18 protein-coding genes are annotated in these 19602 nt (G+C 44.8%); 3 read left to right on the top strand and 15 right to left on the bottom strand.

The window, feature by feature from the left end:
- Positions 1 to 30: 30 nt before the first annotated feature.
- From rnhB to rpsB, 15 genes are all read right to left on the bottom strand, one after another.
- A complete protein-coding gene (rnhB, locus tag R7Z77_RS15575) occupies positions 31 to 666 on the bottom strand; it encodes a ribonuclease HII (RefSeq protein ID WP_005380361.1) in 636 nt (211 codons plus the stop codon).
- A gap of 9 nt (positions 667 to 675) precedes the next feature.
- On the bottom strand, positions 676 to 1815 hold the full coding sequence (gene lpxB, locus R7Z77_RS15580) for a lipid-A-disaccharide synthase (protein ID WP_213967820.1): 1140 nt from the start codon (positions 1813 to 1815) through the stop codon (positions 676 to 678).
- A gap of 119 nt (positions 1816 to 1934) precedes the next feature.
- The gene (gene lpxA / locus R7Z77_RS15585; RefSeq protein ID WP_005380357.1) at positions 1935 to 2723 is read right to left on the bottom strand and encodes an acyl-ACP--UDP-N-acetylglucosamine O-acyltransferase; all 789 of its coding nucleotides are present in this window, start codon (positions 2721 to 2723) and stop codon (positions 1935 to 1937) included.
- A gap of 1 nt (position 2724) precedes the next feature.
- The gene (gene fabZ, locus R7Z77_RS15590; protein WP_005380349.1) at positions 2725 to 3177 is read right to left on the bottom strand and encodes a 3-hydroxyacyl-ACP dehydratase FabZ; all 453 of its coding nucleotides are present in this window, start codon (positions 3175 to 3177) and stop codon (positions 2725 to 2727) included.
- A gap of 232 nt (positions 3178 to 3409) precedes the next feature.
- Positions 3410 to 4441, bottom strand: a complete 1032-nt coding sequence (gene lpxD, locus R7Z77_RS15595) for a UDP-3-O-(3-hydroxymyristoyl)glucosamine N-acyltransferase (protein WP_005380347.1) — start codon at positions 4439 to 4441, stop codon at positions 3410 to 3412.
- A gap of 6 nt (positions 4442 to 4447) precedes the next feature.
- Positions 4448 to 4957 carry an OmpH family outer membrane protein gene (locus tag R7Z77_RS15600; protein ID WP_005391804.1) on the bottom strand — a complete coding sequence of 170 codons (510 nt, stop codon included), beginning with the start codon at positions 4955 to 4957 and terminating at the stop codon, positions 4448 to 4450.
- Between the two features lie 13 nt (positions 4958 to 4970).
- A complete protein-coding gene (gene bamA, locus R7Z77_RS15605) occupies positions 4971 to 7385 on the bottom strand; it encodes an outer membrane protein assembly factor BamA (protein WP_005391802.1) in 2415 nt (804 codons plus the stop codon).
- A gap of 44 nt (positions 7386 to 7429) precedes the next feature.
- Positions 7430 to 8788, bottom strand: coding sequence for a sigma E protease regulator RseP (gene rseP / locus R7Z77_RS15610; protein WP_005380334.1), 1359 nt, complete (start codon positions 8786 to 8788; stop codon positions 7430 to 7432).
- Positions 8788 to 9993, bottom strand: a complete 1206-nt coding sequence (ispC, locus tag R7Z77_RS15615) for a 1-deoxy-D-xylulose-5-phosphate reductoisomerase (protein ID WP_005385353.1) — start codon at positions 9991 to 9993, stop codon at positions 8788 to 8790. Before ispC ends, rseP begins: the two co-directional genes overlap by 1 nt.
- 50 nt (positions 9994 to 10043) lie before the next feature.
- Positions 10044 to 10886: a phosphatidate cytidylyltransferase gene (locus R7Z77_RS15620; RefSeq protein ID WP_005385351.1), complete on the bottom strand. Its 843-nt coding sequence runs from the start codon at positions 10884 to 10886 to the stop codon at positions 10044 to 10046.
- Positions 10887 to 10898: 12 nt separating this feature from the next.
- Complete coding sequence (locus R7Z77_RS15625; RefSeq protein ID WP_005380331.1) at positions 10899 to 11654, bottom strand: isoprenyl transferase; 756 nt, start codon at positions 11652 to 11654, stop codon at positions 10899 to 10901.
- Between the two features lie 96 nt (positions 11655 to 11750).
- Positions 11751 to 12308 carry a ribosome recycling factor gene (gene frr, locus R7Z77_RS15630; RefSeq protein ID WP_005385348.1) on the bottom strand — a complete coding sequence of 186 codons (558 nt, stop codon included), beginning with the start codon at positions 12306 to 12308 and terminating at the stop codon, positions 11751 to 11753.
- A 100-nt stretch (positions 12309 to 12408) separates the two neighbouring features.
- On the bottom strand, positions 12409 to 13134 hold the full coding sequence (gene pyrH / locus R7Z77_RS15635; protein ID WP_005380329.1) for a UMP kinase: 726 nt from the start codon (positions 13132 to 13134) through the stop codon (positions 12409 to 12411).
- A gap of 147 nt (positions 13135 to 13281) precedes the next feature.
- Positions 13282 to 14127, bottom strand: coding sequence for a translation elongation factor Ts (gene tsf, locus R7Z77_RS15640; protein ID WP_005380328.1), 846 nt, complete (start codon positions 14125 to 14127; stop codon positions 13282 to 13284).
- Between the two features lie 132 nt (positions 14128 to 14259).
- Positions 14260 to 14988 (bottom strand): 30S ribosomal protein S2, encoded by a 729-nt coding sequence (rpsB, locus tag R7Z77_RS15645; protein WP_005380327.1) that lies wholly within the window; start codon positions 14986 to 14988, stop codon positions 14260 to 14262.
- Positions 14989 to 15372: 384 nt separating this feature from the next.
- On the opposite strand from rpsB, the gene map reads away from it, so the two are divergent.
- The 3 genes from map to R7Z77_RS15660 all read left to right on the top strand — a co-directional run bounded on the left by map (position 15373) and on the right by R7Z77_RS15660 (position 19510).
- Positions 15373 to 16251, top strand: a complete 879-nt coding sequence (gene map, locus R7Z77_RS15650; protein WP_005380326.1) for a type I methionyl aminopeptidase — start codon at positions 15373 to 15375, stop codon at positions 16249 to 16251.
- A gap of 108 nt (positions 16252 to 16359) precedes the next feature.
- Positions 16360 to 18984: a bifunctional uridylyltransferase/uridylyl-removing protein GlnD gene (gene glnD, locus R7Z77_RS15655; RefSeq protein WP_017636037.1), complete on the top strand. Its 2625-nt coding sequence runs from the start codon at positions 16360 to 16362 to the stop codon at positions 18982 to 18984.
- A gap of 142 nt (positions 18985 to 19126) precedes the next feature.
- A complete protein-coding gene (locus R7Z77_RS15660) occupies positions 19127 to 19510 on the top strand; it encodes a DUF3461 family protein (RefSeq protein ID WP_213967819.1) in 384 nt (127 codons plus the stop codon).
- The last annotated feature ends 92 nt before the right edge of the window (positions 19511 to 19602 follow it).

A 19602-nucleotide genomic window follows, 5' to 3' on the forward strand; every position in this document is an offset into this window, starting at 1 on the left:
TGGGTTTATAACACCAATTAGATCGTTTGATTATTCTATGCCTAACGCTTTTTTTACTGGCTTGAAACTCTTGCGGTGTTCACTGATCACTCCGTGTTGCTCAATCGCTTCAAAGTGCGCTTTAGTTGGGTAACCTTTGTGCTTCGCGAAGCCAAATTGTGGATGAAGTTTATCCAACTCTTCCATCTCTTGGTCACGCACGACTTTAGCAATAATTGAAGCCGCACTGATTTCGGCAACACGTAGATCGCCTTTTACTACAGCTTGAGCATCCATAGGCAGCTCCGGACAACGGTTACCATCAATCAACACCAAATCAGGTTGAACCTGTAACCCCGCCACTGCACGCTGCATCGCAACCATAGTCGCCTGCAAAATATTCAGTTGATCGATTTCTTCAGGAGAACAACGCCCGACCGCCCACGCCAATGCTTTTTCTTTGATTTCAGGAAGCAGCGCCATGCGTTTCTTTTCGGTCAATTTTTTCGAATCGTTCAACCCTTCAATAGGATTGTTAGGATCAAGGATAACCGCAGCGGTGACGACGTCTCCTACCAAAGGGCCACGTCCTACCTCGTCGACTCCGGCCACAAGCTGATAACCTTGCGGATATTCAAACGGAGGGAGTTCAACTTTGGTTTTGGTCGCTTTTGGTTTAACAGCCATGATAAATCTCTATTTCTCAATCAGTTTTAGAACTGCGTTTGCGGCTTGTTGGTCCGCATCTTTACGAATCCAATGATGCATTTCCGTAAATTTATCTAACATCGGTTTATTGTCGCTTTCCAATAAGCGAGAAACCTCAGTAAACAAATTGTCCGGTGTGCACTCATCTTGTAGATATTCTTTGACGAGCTCATCATCCGCCAAGATATTCGGCAATGACACATACTTCGTTTTCAATAGACGTTTAGCTAAGAAAGCAGTAAATGCATTCACACGATAACCCACCACCATTGGACGCTTGAGAAGCATACACTCCAACGCTACGGTACCGGAGGCCAACATCACAGCATCGGATGCGGTGATGACGTTGCGTGCGGTGTCATCAACTAACTTGAAGTCCAACTCTGGCGCGAGCGCTTTCCAGGCTTGTTCAAACTGCTCACGGCGTTTTTGATTAACAAGCGCGACAACAAACCCCAGTTCTGGAAATTTTTTATGGAGTAACTTGCAGGTTTCAATAAATGGCTCTGAGAGCATTTTTAACTCGCTACCACGACTGCCTGGCAGGACAGCAAGCCACTTTTTATCTTGTTCTAAACCAAGCAACTCACGTGCAGGCGCTTGTTCTGATTCTAGTGGGATGGCATCAGCCAAGGTATGACCAATGAACTCGCAAGGTACATTAAATTTGTCGTAGAACGCTTTCTCAAACGGAAGAAATGCTAGCACCAAGTTCGTTGCCGCTTCTATTTTAAAGATGCGCTTCTGACGCCAAGCCCAAACAGACGGACTCACGTAATGAACGGTTTTAATGCCCGCTTGCTTGAGGTCAAGCTCCAAGCGTAAGTTGAAGTCAGGAGCATCGATCCCTATGAAAACATCAGGCGGATTCTGAGTAAAATACTGAACGAGATCAGCTTTCACTTTAAGAAGTCTCGGTAAGCGGCCTAAAACCTCGACTAATCCCATCACCGCAAGCTCTTCCATATCAAACAGAGACTCGCAACCTTGGGCTATCATTTTCGGACCGCCAATGCCTACGAACTCTGCGTCTGGATATTGCTGCTTTACTGCTTTGATAAAGCCTTCACCTAGCGTATCGCCAGACAATTCTCCGGCAATGATGCCAATACGTAATGGTCTTTCCATATCTACTTCGCTATTTTTCCTGTGCGCTATGGATAACGGTTTGCCTTATCCATAAAACACAAAAAGATCGTAACCTCAAATTCGGTCACGATCTTTTTATTTATTGGTTCATTCGCCAATTAACGAATAATGCCACGTTCCGTCGTTTCCAGAATATCTGAGAAACGCTTCACTGCTGGCCACTCTTGAGCCATTTCAGCCAGAATAGGCTTCACTTCTTCTAGCGTCTTACCTGAACGGTAGATTTCTTTATACGCTTTTTGTAGCGCACGAATCTCTGGTTTCTCAAAGCCATTACGCTTCAAGCCAACAAGGTTCAAGCCGAATGGAGTAGCGTGGTTACCTTGCGCGAGTACATAAGCTGGGACATCTTGCACCACAGCTGAACAGCCGCCAATGTATGCGTAAGCGCCCACTGTACAAAACGGATGAATCGCAGACAGTGCCATCACACCGGCATAGTCATCAACAGTAACGTGACCACCAAGAATCGAGTTATTACCGATATGAGTGTGGTTACCAATAACAACATCATGCGCAACGTGTGCATTCACACACAATAAGTTGTCATCACCAATGATCGTGGTTGCTTTGTCTTGCACTGTGCCGCGGTGAACTTGGACCGCTTCACGAATGACGTTACGGTCACCGATAACCACAGTTGTGTCTTCACCACCGTATTTTTTGTCTTGGTTTTCTTCACCAATGACAGCATGTGGGAAAATACGGTTATCTTTGCCAATAGTTGTGTGACCTTTGATCACAACGTGAGACATCACTTCTGTGCCTTCACCAATTTCAACCGTAGAGGTGATGTACGTAAAAGGACCTACTGTTACGTTAGCACCAATTTTGGCGCCCTCTTCTACCACCGCTGCCGGGTGGATTTTAGCGGTTTCATGAATCATATTAAAACTCTCGACGAGCACACTTCAGTTCTGCAGAACATACCACTTCACCGTCAACTTTTGCTACACCGCTAAATGCAGCAATGCCGCGACGTTCTTTCAGAAATTCTACCTCAATAACCAATTGGTCGCCCGGAACCACTGGTTTACGGAATTTCGCGCCGTCTACGCTTGCAAAGTAGTACAGTTCATTTTCTGTTGGTGCACCAAATGATTTAAATGCAAGTAAGCCTGTTGCCTGAGCCATTGCTTCTAAAATCAAAACACCTGGGAATACTGGTAGTTGAGGAAAGTGACCTGTGAACTGAGGTTCGTTAACCGACACGTTTTTAATCGCGTGAAGGTACTTCTCTTCTTGGAAGTCTATCACTCGGTCGATCAATAAGAATGGGTAGCGATGAGGTAGTAGCTCTTGAATTTCAGAGATGTTCATCGTTTTCTTTTCAGTAGTCAAAGTCGTCTTCCTATATCAATTTTTTGCCGCCAAGATGGCAAACGTGGCAACAGGTCGTAAAGCCGAATCGCTTTGCAATATACTAGCAAAATACGCACCATCTTGGAGTTAAATCTACTTAGAGCGCGTCATTATAGAAGAAAAAGACCCGCATTTCGCGAGTCTTCGTACAGAATATGGAACTAGAGCCTGTTAGCTTTCACGTTAAATACAGAGCGAAAGATAACTTGTTCTAAATTTCTTCTTTCTGTTCCAGCTGTTTTTCAACCGCTTTCAGGCGCTTATTCATCTCATCAATACGGTGAACTCGAGTTGCAGTTTTACGCCACTCTCTGTTCGTTTGTAGTGGAATACCTGATGAGTAAAGGCCTTTTTCTTCGATACTGCGCATTACCATGCCCATACCTGTAATCGCCACACCATCTGCGATAGTGATATGGCCATTCAGAACAGACGCGCCGCCAATCTGGCAGTACTTACCAATTTTTGTACTGCCCGCGACAATAGTACCACCAGGCATCACGGTACCATATCCGATCTGCACGTTGTGCGCGATTTGAAGTTGGTTATCCAGAATGACATTGTCTTCAATGATAGTATCTTCGAGTGCACCGCGGTCAATCGTAGTACAAGCACCAATCTCAACGCGGTTACCGATACGCACTGAACCAAGCTGAGGGATTTTGATCCACTCGCCTTTGTCATTCGCATAACCGAAGCCATCAGAGCCAATGACGGTACCCGATTGAACAAGACAGTCATCACCTAATGACACTTCATGGTAGATAGTGACATTAGCCCAAAGCTTGGTGTTATTCCCTAGCTTGGCGTTCTTACCGATAAAACAACCAGCGCCAACGCTTACGTTATCGCCGAGTTCTACGCCCGTTTCAATCACAGCGTTAGCGCCGATTGTAACGTTCTCACCCATCTTAACGTCAGCGGCAATCACAGCACTTGGTGCAATATCGTCTGCCGGTTTTGGTGTGGTATCCATCGCTTGAACCACACGAGCAAATGCGACATAAGGGTCTGAAACCACTAGCGCATTTCCAACGCATTGATCTTTATGCTCAGCCTTTACCATAACAACGGTAGCTTGGCACTCAGAAAGGTGTTTTGCGTATTTTGGGTTAGACAAGAAGGTTACGTCACCTTCTTGTGCTTTATCCATTGGGGCAACACGGCTTACAACGAGAGACTCGTCACCAAACAGCTCACCCCCGGTAATTGTCGCCAATTCGGCTAATGTCAATGTCTTCATAACTTCTTATTTTAGAGCTTTAATTACGTCTTCAGAGATATTGTATTCTGGCTTGCCGTACTGCAAAGCAGAGATATCAATCACAAGATCGTAACCATTTTTGTCTGCGACTTTCTTAACTGCATCTTGAATCGTTTTGAAAAGCTTCGCTTTTTCTTCAGCTTCACGACGCGCACTTGCTTTTTCAAGTGCTTGTGCTTTCACTTTGTACTCGCTGTCTAGCTTCGCGATATCGATACGTAGCTTTTCAACTTCGTCTTGACCCAAAAGCTCGCCGTCACGTTGTAGCTTCTCAATCTTTGTTTTAGCTTGTGCTTGGATTGACTTCAGTTCATCAGCTTTGCTTTTGAAGTCTTTCTGCATTTTTTGTAGTACAACTTCACGTTGAGGAAGAGCTTGAAAAACTTGAGCTGTATTTACGTAAGCAATTTTCTGTGCAGCTTCTGCCGCATTTGCAAACATTGAAGAGCTCAGTACAAGAAGGCCAATCCCAGCCGCTTTGATCATTTTATTCAAAATATTTTCCTCTTTAGAAAGTTCTACCGATAGTGAATGTGAAGAACTCTTCATCATCGCCATCAAATTTCTTAATTGGTTTCGCTAGTGAGAAGACTAGTGGCCCCATTGGAGACATCCACTGCAACGCCGCACCGTAAGAAGAGCGGTAGTTGGTTGGATCTGAGTAATCGTAGTAGTAACGGTCACCATATTCCGCACCTGAATCGCGGTAGTCAAACTCCGTATCCCAAACACTTGCCATATCAAAGAAGATACTGGTACGAATTTGGTTTTGTACTTCTTCTGATGCAAATGGTGTTGGGACAATCAACTCAACACTTGCTAGCGCTACGGCGTTACCACCAACAGAGTCATCTGTTGCTGTATCTGCGCCATTGTTTGAACCAGATGTATCACGGTAAACCGCTTTAGGACCAACAGAGTTTGAGCCAAAGCCACGAAGCGATGTAAAGCCACCTGCGTAGTAGTTTTCGTAGAATGGGAACAAGTTATCGTTGCCATCCGTTTGACCGTAACCATTACCGTAACCTAAGCGGCCACGGAACAAGAGGGTAAACTCGTGCTTTTTAGTCAATGGCACATACTGACGAACATCGTACTGCATTTTGAAGTATTGAACGTCAGAGCCAGGTACGGTCATTTTATAGAATGCACGCTGATGGTTACCTGCCGTAGGGAAGTAGCCACGGTTTAAGTTATTACGTGTCCAAGAGATATTGAAGTCGAAATCGTTTGTGTTCAACGCTCCACTAGAATCAATGTTGTCTGCTTGTGCTCGTAAGAACTGCTCTACCTGTAAGTAAGGCGATAAGTTACCGATCTTGTTGTGCGTATAACCGACACCGAATTCAAAACGGTTCAACTCATCGAATGGGAAACCCCACGTTAAGCTCGCGCCATAGCTTTCGTTGGTATAGTCAACGATATTGGCTTCTTTCGCTTCAAATTCGTTATAGAAAACCTTACCACCTAAGCTTACACCGTCTAAGTTCCAGTACGGATCACGGTAATCTAGACTGATGTTTTTCTGGTAGTCATTCATCATCGCGTTGATACCAACACGGTTACCACTACCAATGAAGTTATCTTGTTGCAGGCCAACCTGGAAGCTCACACCCGATTCTGTGCCGTAGCCAACACCGAAGTTAACGCTACCAGAGTTCGCTTCTTTGACAGAGTAAACTAGGTCAACTTGATCATCACTACCAGGAACTCGAACCGTCTGTACTTCAACATTTTCAAAGTAGCCCAAACGATTTAGACGAGTTTTACCCGTTTCAATCGATTTCGAGTTCAACCAACTGCCTTCCATCTGACGCATTTCACGACGAAGGACTTCATCTTTGGTTGAGTTATTACCCGTGAAGCGAATGTCACGAACATAAATTCGGTTACCCGGATCTACGTTAACGACCAAAGAAACTTCTTGATTCTCGTCGTCAAACTCAGGAATGGTATTCACTTGAGGATAAGCATAACCGGACTCACCAAGCACACGCTTAATCCCTTCTTCCATTGAAGTAACCAACGAGCCGTTGTATGTCTCATTGTCTTCAAATGGCACAAGTCTTTCGAACGTCGCTTCCTCGCCAATCAAATCACCACGGAACTTCACGTCCTTAACGGTGTAAACCTCGCCCTCTTCTAGACCAAGAGTAATGTATACCCCTTTCTTGTCAGGAGAGATTGCAACTTGTGTCGAATCAACGTTAAATTTTAAGTAACCACGATCCAGGTAGAATGATTTGAGTGCTTCAATATCACCTGCAAGAACTTGCTTTTGATACTTTTCATCAGAAAGGAAATTCCACCACGGCACATCAACATTTAAGTTAAAGCGCGAAAGCAGTTCTTCATCACTGAACACTTCATTACCGATAAAGTTGATTTGCTGAATTTTTGCCGACACACCTTCAGTAAAGACAAACTTAAGATCAGAACGATTACGTGGTAGTGGAGTCACCACCGCTTTTACTGTTGCGTTGTATTTACCTACGCTGTAGTAAAAGTCTTCTAAGCCTTTTTCAATGTTGCTTAGCGTGGTGCGGTCAAGCGCTTCACCTTCACGAACGCCAGACGCGTTCAGGTTTTCTTGTAGCTGCTCGTCCTTGATTGCTTTGTTACCTGAAAAAGAGATGCTTGCAATGGTAGGACGTTCTTTGACTTGAACCATCAGAACACCACCGTCACGCAACACTTTCACATCTTCAAAGTTACCAGATGCATACAGGGCGCGGATAATTTCTGCAACATCGCCTTGGCCAATGGTATCACCGACACGTACAGGCATTTTCAACAATGCAGCACCCAGTGCTACACGCTGCAATCCATCGATTTCAATATCTTGAACTACGAAGTTCTCTGCTCCATTTGCAGATACACTGGTCGCCAGTAAACTTGCAAATAGAATTCGCTTAATCGCCATACTTGTTCTAATTATTCCTTGCTACTGCTTTTGTCTCTGAACTATCACAGACGAGTAAAATCATTAAATAGCGCTAACGCCATGAGCGAGAAGATGATCGCACCACCAATTCTAAAGCCCATTTCCTGCACTTTCTCAGGAACAGGACGTCGAATGACTGCTTCAATTGCAAAAAACAACAAATGACCGCCATCCAACATTGGTAAAGGAACGAGATTAATAATACCTAGGTTAACACTAATTAGAGCGAGAAAACCTAAAAAGTAGACCAAACCATAATCTGCTGTCGCGCCTGCGCCTTTGGCTATTGATATTGGTCCACTCAGATTATTCAGACCAACGTCTCCAACAATAAGCTTCTTAAGCATGCTGATTGTCAAACCAATGACTTGGCCAGTTTTGTCTACTGCTTTACCTATTGACTCGAATACACCAAACTGAAGATCGAAGCGATAACTTTCTGGCCATTCTGCGACTTTAGGTGCAATACCTGCAAAACCAACGACTTCTTTGTTAGCTAGCTCACGGCTACCGGGCGTCAGCGTCAATGTTTGCTCATAACCCTGACGTAACACCGTCAATTCAAGCGGTGTATCAGGATTAGAACGAACCGCTTCAACTACTTGCTTCCATTCGGTCACGCGTTGTTGACCAATTGCGACAACCTCATCACCTGGAAGCACACCGGCTTTTTCCGCCGCTCCACCTTGCGAGACCTGCTCGATAACTCGATACACCTCCGGTGTATACGGAGCAAAACCTAACGACTGCATCGCTGACTGAGTTTCTGGGTCGAACTTCCACTCACGTAAATCGAGCGTTTTCGTTACTTCTGAACCAACTTCATTCGCTGACGTTAGTGTTACCGTCATCAAATCATCGCCAATATGAGAAATCAATCCCATATTTACTGATTCCCAATCCGGAGTTTTGATACCAGATATCGATTTAAGTTCCATTCCAGATTCAATTCCAGCTTCCGCAACAATCGAATTGGGCGTAACTTCACCAATTACAGGCTTAACAGCTGGGATACCAATTAGAAATACCAGCCAATAGGCAAAAATTGCGAAAAGAAAATTAAAGATGGGGCCAGCCGCAACAATAGAGGTACGCTTCCATAACGGCTTCTTATCAAACGCTAGGTGCTTCTCATGTTCTGGCACCTCATCGACACGGCTATCAACCATTTTCACATAGCCGCCGAGAGGGATCATTGAGATGCTGTACTCCGTTCCGTCTTTGCCTACTTTACTCCAAATAGACTTGCCGAAACCGATTGAAAACTTTTCAACTTTAACGCCGCAACGGCGAGCAACCCAAAAATGCCCAAATTCGTGCACGGCAACAAGAATGCCCAGTGCGACGATAAAAGAAATGAGATTCCACAATATACCAGTCATCAGCTACGCTCGCGTATGGTTTCTAGGGCAATAGTTCGTGCCATTCTATCTAGCTCGAGCAAGCTTTCCAAGCTATTCGCATTCTCAGCTTTGCAGCTTGCGTTGATTTTATTCAACACAGACTCATTGATGCGAGCAATATCGGTAAAACCTAGTCTGTTATTTAAAAATGCATCAACAGCGACTTCATTAGCTGCATTCAATGCCGTTGTTGCGTGTTGACCTTCATAACAAGCATCAATTGCGAGTTTTAAACATGGGTAACGAGCAAAGTCAGGCTGCAAAAACGTCAGCTCACCAACTTTCGTGAAGTCTAGCGGCTTAACCCCAGCTTCCACTCTTGACGGGTATGACATGGTGAGCGCAATTGGCGTCGCCATATCCGCTTCTCCCATTTGTGCCAAGACCGAACCATCACGATACTGAACCATAGAATGAATTACCGATTGAGGATGAATAACCACCTTCAGTTGTTCGCGAGCAGCATTAAATAGCCACTTAGCTTCTATATACTCAAGGCCTTTATTCATCATCGTGGCAGAATCAACAGAAATTTTTGGCCCCATCGACCAGTTTGGATGAGCGATCGCCTGAGCGGGTGTCACCTGCTCCAGTTCTGCGATGTCAGTGTAACGGAAAGGACCACCAGATCCAGTCAACAAAATATGAGAAATGCCATGTTCTTGTAAATTGCAACGACCTAGATTGGTTTGTACTTGCTGTGGTAAACATTGGAAAATGGCGTTGTGTTCACTGTCGACGGGAAGTAGCTCTGCGCCAAATTCTTCAACGGCATCAATAAATAGCTGGCCTGACATTACAAGTGCTTCTTTATTTGCCAACAAGACTCGCTTACCTGCTTTCACGGCAGCCATGGTAGGCAATAAGCCGGCTGCTCCTACAATAGCAGCCATTACACTGTCGACCTCGTCCAGCGAAGCAATATGGCATAGCGCATCAACACCACCTAGCACTTCGGTACCTGGCGAAACCGAGTGTAGCTCAGCTTGAAGTTGAGACGCCGCAGCTTTATCTGCCATGACCGCATACTTAGGTTGCCACTGACGACATAGACCGATCATCTTTTCAACGTTAGTGCTTGCCGCTAAGGCAACGACAGAAAACAGATCTGGGTTTTGTTCGACCACTTTAAGCGTGCTTGCACCAATTGATCCAGTAGCACCAAGAATCGTTAACTTTTGCATGTTGTAAGACCGTTAGAAAGCTCAGGAGCGACGACGCCGCTCCTGATAAATTAGAATACGTAGTAAAGAAGAGCAAAAACTGGGAATGCTGCGGTTAGGCTGTCGATACGATCTAGCACACCACCGTGCCCTGGGATAATGTTACTGCTGTCTTTAATGCCTGAGACACGTTTGAACATACTTTCAACCAGATCACCAAGCACTGAAATAACGACAGTCACTAGCGTAATCAGCACCATATGGACAGGGCTAGTGAACTGGATATCGAACCAATCAGCAAATGCCCACGCTACGATTAATGCCGTGATAATGCCACCAATTAGCCCTTCAATGGTTTTATTGGGGCTTACATGAGGAGCCATCTTACGTTTGCCTAAGCTTTTGCCTGCAAAGTAGGCGCCGCTATCTGCAGCCCATACCAAGAAACAAACGTACAACACAAGCTTTGCGCCGTGGTATGGATCTACAGTGATGTCATACGCTCTGAGAATAATCACACTCCAAAGGAATGGGATTAATGTCAGAAAACCAAATACATGACGTAAAACAAAATTACTTTGCCAAGATTTCGTCGTTTTGGGGTAAGTAATCGCCATTAAGCTAGCAATAATCCACCAAACAAAACCAATACCCAAGACGACATAATGAGGTGTCGTTAAGTGATTGAGGCTATATGCATCAGGCGAGATGTATAGAAAACTAAGTCCGGTAATAATGATTGCCGGCACAAGGGCAGCAATGCGAGAGTTGCTTCCTGTAAACTGAGTCCACTCCCAAAAACCTAATAGCGTTATTGCAGTTAAAGCGGCAATAAAGCCCATTAGCGGTAATTTAAAAATGCCTAAAATAACCAGGGGAGCTAAAATTAGTGCTGTTATTATTCTCTGTTTCAAACTAACTAGTCCTTATTGAGCTGCCATCAATGCCTTTATTTGTTCACCTGTACAGCCAAAACGACGTTCTCGGTTGATAAACCAAGTCACAGCTTCTACCAAACTGTCTTCATCGAATTCTGGCCAGTACTCTGGTGTAAAGTACATTTCTGCATAAGCCATTTGCCACAACATAAAGTTGCTGATGCGGCACTCTCCACTGGTGCGAATTAAAAGATCCACTTCCGGTAGGTCTGCCATGGTCAAATGCTCAGTGATTAGCTGCTCATTGATATCCTCTACACGAATTTCACCGTTACGTGCTTTTAGCGCTAACGTTTTAGCAGCTTCTGTGATGTCCCATTTACCGCCATAGTTGGCTGCAATGTTGATCACCATACCCGTGTTATCTGCCGTTAGGTTTTCTGCTTCTACAATTTTCTTTTGTAGACGCTCACTAAATCGACTGGTATCACCGATCACGCGCAACCGTAAGTTATTTTTGTGTAGTTTTTTTACTTCACTAGACAGGACCGTGATAAACAGTTCCATCAAAAGACCCACTTCTTCCTCCGGACGACGCCAGTTTTCACTACTAAAAGCAAACAGCGTCATGGCTCTAATGCCTAGTTTTGAAGCAGCAGCCACGGTCTTACGAACGGCACTAACGCCTTTTTTATGACCAAATACGCGAGGTTTTCCTTTGGACTTAGCCCAACGGCCATTACCGTCCATAATGATGGCAATATGCTTAGGAAGGGAATCAGAGAAGGCTTGAGAATTTTGCATAGGGAGTTAATTGAGTTCCATCAGTTGGATAGACTAACATAAAAAAACGCTGAGCTGTGAGCACAGCGTTTTCCAACAGTGATGTGTGTGGGAGTATTAAACTTCCATCAACTCTTTTTCTTTTGCAGCAAGAACTTCATCGATCTTCTTAACTGCAACGTCAGTTAGCTTTTGAATTTCGTCTTGTGCTTTACGGTCTTCATCTTCAGAGATTTCTTTATCTTTTAGAAGCGCTTTAAGATCGTTGTTTGCGTCACGACGGATGTTACGAACAGCAACACGACCACCTTCAGCTTCACCACGAACGATCTTAACTAGGTCTTTACGACGCTCTTCCGTTAGCGGTGGAAGTGGAACGCGGATGATAGTGCCAGCTGACATAGGGTTTAGACCAAGGTCAGACGTCATGATCGCTTTTTCTACTTTCGGCGTCAGCTCTTTATCAAAAACCGTGATTGCAAGTGTACGTGCATCTTCAGCAACAACGTTTGCTACTTGGTTTAGAGGTGTTGCTGCACCGTAGTATTCTACAGAAATACCAGATAGTAGGCTTGGGTGTGCACGACCTGTACGAATTTTAGAAAGGTTGTTCTTAAGCGCTTCAACGCTTTTATCCATGCGCTCTTGCGCGTCTTTTTTGATTTCGTTAATCACAGTTTCACCTTAAAAATGTCATCTTTCCTGAAGAAAGCCTAAAACGGTTGAGCAAAGCAAGCACCACCCTAACGCTTTGGAGTGGCACCTTAAGCCAAGCTTATTCGTTGATGAGCGTGCCTTCTGCTTCGCCCATTACCACGCGACGTAGTGCGCCTGGCTTGTTCATATTAAATACGCGGATTGGCATTTTGTGGTCACGAGCTAGCGTAAACGCCGCCAAGTCCATAACTTTCAGCTCTTTATCCAGAACTTCTGCATAAGATAGCTTATCATACAGCTCTGCGTCTGGGTTTGCTACAGGGTCAGCAGTAAATACACCATCAACTTTCGTCGCTTTTAGTACGACATCCGCTTCAATTTCGATACCACGTAAACAAGCAGCAGAATCCGTTGTAAAGAACGGGTTACCAGTACCAGCAGAGAAGATGACAACTCGGCCTTGGCGAAGCTCACGGATCGCATCAGCCCAATTATAGTCGTCACATACGCCTTTTAGAGGGATTGCAGACATAACGCGCGCATTTACGTATGCACGGTGAAGAGCATCACGCATCGCTAGGCCATTCATTACTGTAGCAAGCATACCCATGTGGTCACCAACTACGCGGTTCATACCAGCTTCAGCTAGGCCTGCACCACGGAACAAGTTACCGCCACCGATAACTACACCAACCTGAACACCCAGTTCAACCAGTTCTTTAACTTCTTGTGCCATACGATCAAGGACCGCAGGATCAATACCAAAACCGTCTTCACCTTGAAGAGCTTCACCACTCAGTTTTAATAGAATACGTTGATACGCTGGTTTAGGGTTCGTAGTCATGGAGTTTACCTTCCAAAGAGAGTTGTTGATTAACAGTCATGAATAGACACAACTTCAGTTATGGCTATTCATCACGGCTAATCGTTCACTGCTCATAAAAAGACCGCAGCCTTGGCTACGGTCTAATCTTTATACAGTCTCTAAGGATTAACCTTTTTGAGCTGCTGCAACTTCTTCAGCGAAGCTCATTTCTTCTTTCTTCTCGATACCTTCACCTACTTCTAGGCGAACGAACGTAGAAACTGAAGCGCCTTTTTCTTTCAGCATTTCGCCTACAGTTTTCTTAGGCTCCATGATGAAAGCTTGACCTGTTAGAGAGATCTCGCCAGTGAATTTCTTCATGCGGCCAACAACCATCTTCTCAGCGATTTCAGCAGGCTTGCCTTCGTTCATTGCGATTTCAACTTGAACAGCTTTCTCTTTTTCTACTACGTCAGCTGGTACGTCTTCTGGGTTAACGAACTCAGGCTTAGAAGCAGCAACGTGCATTGCAACGTGCTTAAGAGTTTCTGCGTCGCCTTCACCAGCAACAACAACACCGATTTTCTCACCGTGACGGTAAGAAGCGATTGCAGTGCCTTGAACGTATTCTACGCGACGGATAGTGATGTTTTCACCGATTTTAGCTACTAGAGCTACACGTGCGTCTTCGAATTGTGCTTGTAGTTCTTCAACAGAAGCTTTTGAAGCTAGAGCTGCAGCTGCAACTTCTTCTGCGAATGCAGTGAAGTTACCGTCTTTAGCAACGAAGTCAGTTTGGCAGTTAACTTCAAGAAGAACAGCAACGCCGTTTTCTTCTTTGATGATGATTGCGCCTTCAGCTGCAACGTTACCAGCTTTCTTAGCTGCTTTCGCTGCGCCAGATTTACGCATGTTTTCAATTGCTAGTTCGATGTCAGCGTTTGCTTCTACAAGCGCTTTCTTACATTCCATCATGCCAGCGCCAGTACGCTCGCGAAGTTCTTTAACTAGAGCAGCAGTTACAGTTGCCATTCTGTCTTCCTCGTTTGATTCGAAATAAGGTAAAAAACAGGGGCCTAACATTGTCGGCCCCCATTGCTAACTATAACTTAGTTTATGCTACACAAAGGTTTCACATAGACCAAGTGTGACACAGAGCCGCTATTATTCAGCTTCTACGAAACCGTCTTTTTCAGCAACTGCAGCTACGTCTTTGTTACGACCTTCAGATACTGCTGAAGCAGCAGCGTTCAGGTATAGCTGTACAGCGCGGATCGCGTCGTCGTTACCTGGGATTACGTAGTCAACGCCGTCTGGGTTAGAGTTAGTATCTACCACAGCGTATACTGGAATACCTAGGTTGTTAGCTTCTTTAATTGCAATGTGTTCGTGATCAGCGTCGATTACGAATAGAGCGTCTGGTAGGCCGCCCATGTCTTTGATACCACCAAGAGATTTCTCTAGCTTCTCCATTTCGCGAGTACGCATTAGAGCTTCTTTCTTAGTTAGTTTGTCAAAAGTACCGTCTTGAGATTGAGTCTCTAGTTCTTTTAGACGCTTGATAGACTGACGAACTGTTTTGTAGTTTGTAAGCATACCGCCTAACCAGCGGTTGTTTACGTAAAACTGGTTGCTTGCGATTGCAGCTTCTTTAACAGCTTCAGATGCAGCGCGCTTAGTACCTACGAATAGAACCTTACCTTTCTTCTCGCCAACTTTAGCTAGTTCAGCTAGAGCGTCGTTGAACATTGGTACAGTTTTTTCTAGGTTGATGATATGAACTTTGTTACGAGCGCCAAAGATGAATGGCTTCATTTTTGGGTTCCAGTAACGAGTCTGGTGACCGAAGTGAACACCAGCTTTTAGCATATCGCGCATTGATACAGTTGCCATTTTAAAATCCTCTATGGGGTTAGGCCTCCACATTCCCCATAACTCCGACCAAGCTTCTGCTCAGCACCCCGGAATATGTGACGGAATGTGTGTGATTTAAAGATAAAAGGTTATTCGGATGAAGCTTGCTTCGCCGCTTAACTTTGCTAAACGAAGAGAACAGTCCTCTATTCCGGCGCGCTTTATACCATATTTTAGCTCACTGTGGCTAGTAAAAATTATTTCTTCACCGAGCCACTTTCTCCTATTTATAAGCAAAACTTTAAACATATGATCGAATTAAGAATGATGCATATTCCTATCTAACTTGGGTTAACGCCCCGATGTCTGATAGAATGCGGCCATTCGCACGTTTACGTGCTTAGGAATAAGTAGAGAAAGCCAATGTCAATCAAGATTAAAACTGCTGAAGAAATAGAACGCATGCGCATTGCGGGCAAGCTAGCCGCAGAGATTCTAGAAATGATCGAACCACACATCAAAGTTGGTGTGACGACAGAAGAGTTAAACAAAATCTGTCATGAGTACGCTCTAGAAAAAGGTGCATACTCTGCTCCGCTTGATTACCATGGTTTCCCTAAGTCGATCTGTACTTCAATCAACCATATCGTATGCCACGGTATTCCAGCGGAAAAAGACGAAATCGGTAGCAACGGCCAAATGAAGCCGGCGGTACTAAAAGATGGTGACATCTTAAACGTTGATATTACCGTAATCGTTCCAAATGATGAGAATGCCGATCTGAGCGTGCGTCCTCAGGGGTACCATGGTGACACTTCTAAGATGTTCCTAGTCGGTGATGTTTCGCCTGCAAACAAACGTCTGTGCATGGTAGCTCAAGAAGCACTGTATGTTGGTATGCGTACCGTTAAGCCAGGTTCAACGGTTGGTGACATCGGTACAGCTATCGAGAAGTACATCAAAGAGAACAACAAGAACAATCCTCGCAACAAGTTTTCTATTGTGAAAGACTTCTGTGGCCACGGTATCGGCGATGAGTTCCATGAAGAACCACAAGTGGTTCATTACAAGAACAAAGACCGCCGCGTATTAAAAGAAGGCATGTGCTTTACTATTGAGCCGATGATTAACGCAGGTAAATTTGGTTGCTCTGTTGATGCACAAGATGACTGGACTGTTTACACGGGCGACGGCAAGAACTCTGCGCAATGGGAACATACCATTGTTGTAACAAAAGAAGGTTGTGAAGTACTGACGCTTCGTAGCGACGATACGATTCCTCGCCTAATGAAAAACGCGTAAAGCTGACGACCACTCGTTGTTTACTATATCCCTGCTTCGGCGGGGATATTTTTTATCTGCCGCAAATTTGTTAGATTGTTATTAGATTAGCTTGCACGGATGGCAAATATGACACTTCAGTCCCCTCTTACCTTTTCCGATGAACAAATCAATATCGGTGAACTCAAACAAGAATTAGAGAAGTTTAGCTCTAATCAAAACCAAGAGTTTCTCAATCATCATCCGGTAACAAGCTTGGTTTTAGCCAGAGCTGAATATATGGATCTGCTTCTCAATCGTTTGTGGCAACATTTTGGTTTCAAGGATATTTACAACATTTCCCTAGTTGCCGTTGGTGGCTACGGACGAGGCGAGCTGCATCCGCTCTCCGATATCGATATTTTGATTCTGTCGAACAATAAACTGCCAACCGCGTTAGAAGCAAAAATCAGCGAATTCATTACGCTGTTGTGGGATTTAAAACTCGAGGTCGGACACGCTGTTCGCACCGTTACTGAATGTGCTGAAATTGGTAAAGCCGATCTAACGGTCGCGACAAACCTGCAAGAAGCGCGACTGCTGTGTGGAAGCGAGGACACCTTTCAGGCACTGAAGAAAGTCGTGTTATCAGACTCCTTCTGGCCAAGTGAGACGTTTTACCGCGCTAAAATTCAAGAGCAGCGCGAACGCCATGCACGTTACCACGACACGACCTACAACTTAGAACCGGACATTAAATCAACCCCTGGCGGGCTGCGCGATATTCATACATTAAGCTGGGTCGCTCGACGTCACTTTGGTGCGACTTCATTGTTAGAAATGAGCCGATACGGATTTTTAACTGACGCAGAATACCGAGAATTGGTTGAATGTCAGGACTTCCTTTGGCGAGTACGTTTCGCTCTGCACATGGAGCTTCGCCGCTATGACAACCGCTTGACCTTTGCCCATCAAGCACAAGTTGCGGAAAATCTAGGCTACGTCGGAGAAGGCAACCGAGGCGTAGAAATGATGATGAAAGAGTTCTACCGCACGCTTCGTCGTGTGGCAGAGCTCAATAAAATGCTACTCAAACTCTTTGACCAAGCGATCATTAATGGTGGGGCGACAGAAAGTGCCGAGATTCTCGATACGGACTTTCAACGTCGCGGTTCTTTAATTGAAGCGCGGAAACCCGCATTGTTCCAAGCTCGCCCAGAAACTATTCTGGATATGTTCTTACATATTGCTAACGACTCAACTATTGAAGGGGTGAGCCCACCAACGCTGCGTCAACTGCGCACCGCTCGGCGTCGGCTCAACAAGTTTTTGCACACCATTCCTGCTGCGCGTGAAAAGTTCATGGCGTTATGTCGTCACCCTAATGCTCTTCACAAAGCATTCAGCCTCATGCACCGATTAGGGGTTATGGCGGCCTATTTACCGCAATGGAGTCAGATTGTTGGTCAAATGCAGTTTGACTTATTCCATGCCTACACCGTTGATGAACACAGTATTCGCTTACTTAAACACATCAACACTTTTAGTGACCCAGAAAATCATGCGAAGCACCCTATTTGCTGTGACGTCTACCCTCGGATGCAAAAGAAAGAGCTGCTGATTATTGCCGCTATTTTCCACGATATCGGGAAAGGTCGTGGCGGCGATCACTCGATTATCGGTGAAGGAGAAGCGTACGACTTCTGCATTGAGCATGGTTTATCGAAGCCCGAAGCGAAACTTGTCGCTTGGTTGGTAAGACATCATCTATTAATGTCTGTCACCGCACAGCGCCGAGATATTTATGATCCTGATGTCATTACCGAGTTTGCCAAAAAAGTCAGAGACGAAGAATCTCTCGATTATCTTGTATGCCTGACAGTTGCAGATATTTGTGCAACCAACCCAGAACTTTGGAATGCTTGGAAACGAACTTTACTTGCGGAGCTGTATTACTCCACACAACGTGCTTTACGTAGAGGCCTAGAGAACCCTGTCGATGTGCGTGAGCGAATTCGCCACAATCAACAAATGGCCTCCGCAATGCTGCGCAAAGAGGGGTTTGCCGCGCGCGAAATTGAAGTATTGTGGCAACGCTTCAAAGCTGACTACTTCCTTCGTCATACCCATACGCAAATCGCGTGGCACTGCGAACACTTACTTCGCATGGAAGATCCGACTAAGCCTTTGGTGTTGATCAGTAAAAAAGCCACTCGTGGCGGCACTGAGGTGTTTGTATATACGAAAGACCAGCCTGCTTTATTTGCGACGGTCGTGGCGGAGTTAGATAGGCGTAATTTTAATGTACACGACGCGCAAATCATGACCAGCAAAGATGGGCACGTGATTGATACCTTTATGGTACTCGATCAACATGGCGAAGCGATCGATGAGTCTCGTCACGCCGCGGTGATTAAACACCTCACTCATGTACTGGAGGCAGGCCGACCAACCAAGATTAAAACGCGCCGTACTCCGAACAAACTTCAGCACTTTAACGTGAAAACCAAAGTCGACTTCTTACCAACCAAAGGTAAAAAACACACTTTAATGGAGTTTGTCGCGCTAGACACACCAGGGCTGTTGGCCAAAGTAGGCCGTACGTTTGCTGATTTAAATATCAACCTTCATGGTGCAAAAATCACCACCATTGGTGAGCGAGCAGAAGACTTGTTTATTTTAACCAGTGATGCAGGGGGAAGATTAAGTGAAGAACAACAGGATGAGCTAAGAGAGAGATTGATCGAAAAGTTATCTGATGAGGTCGCAGCTTAGATCAAACCTGCCAATCTTTTCGGTTCAGGGCGAGAGCGATCTTGCCCACAAGTTAAGCATTTTGGCTAAATATCAGCTATCTAGCTCATACATAGGCTGCTACAGTTATATCAATATCAATTCGATGTAATAGAGGTAGCCTATGTATCCCCACCTCACTGGTTTGGGTATTCACGACCCTAAGCAGATTGAACGTTATTCCCTACGCCAAGAAGCACACAAAGACGTACTCAAGATCTATTTCCACAAGCAAAAAGGCGAACTATTCGCTAAAAGCGTTAAATTCAAATACCCACGCCAAATCAAAAATGTTCTTGTTGATAGTGGCAGTCACAAATATAAAGAAGTAACGGAAATCAGCCGTAACCTCACATTAGTCATTGATGAACTGAATAAAATCACTAAGCCAACGAAACAACCTGAGGTTGATGTAAAAGAGAAAATTCTTTCAGACCTTCGTCATTTAGAAAAAGTCGTTTCGAGTAAGATCGCAGAGATCGAAGCGGATCTTGAAAAACTAAAGTAAACGTTAAGTCTTAAATGACCCGTCCTGATATGGGTTGACACTTTTTAACTAAAACGCTCGATGTACTTCATCGGGCGTTTTGTATTTTAAAG

The organism is Vibrio sp. 1401 (assembly GCF_033340295.1).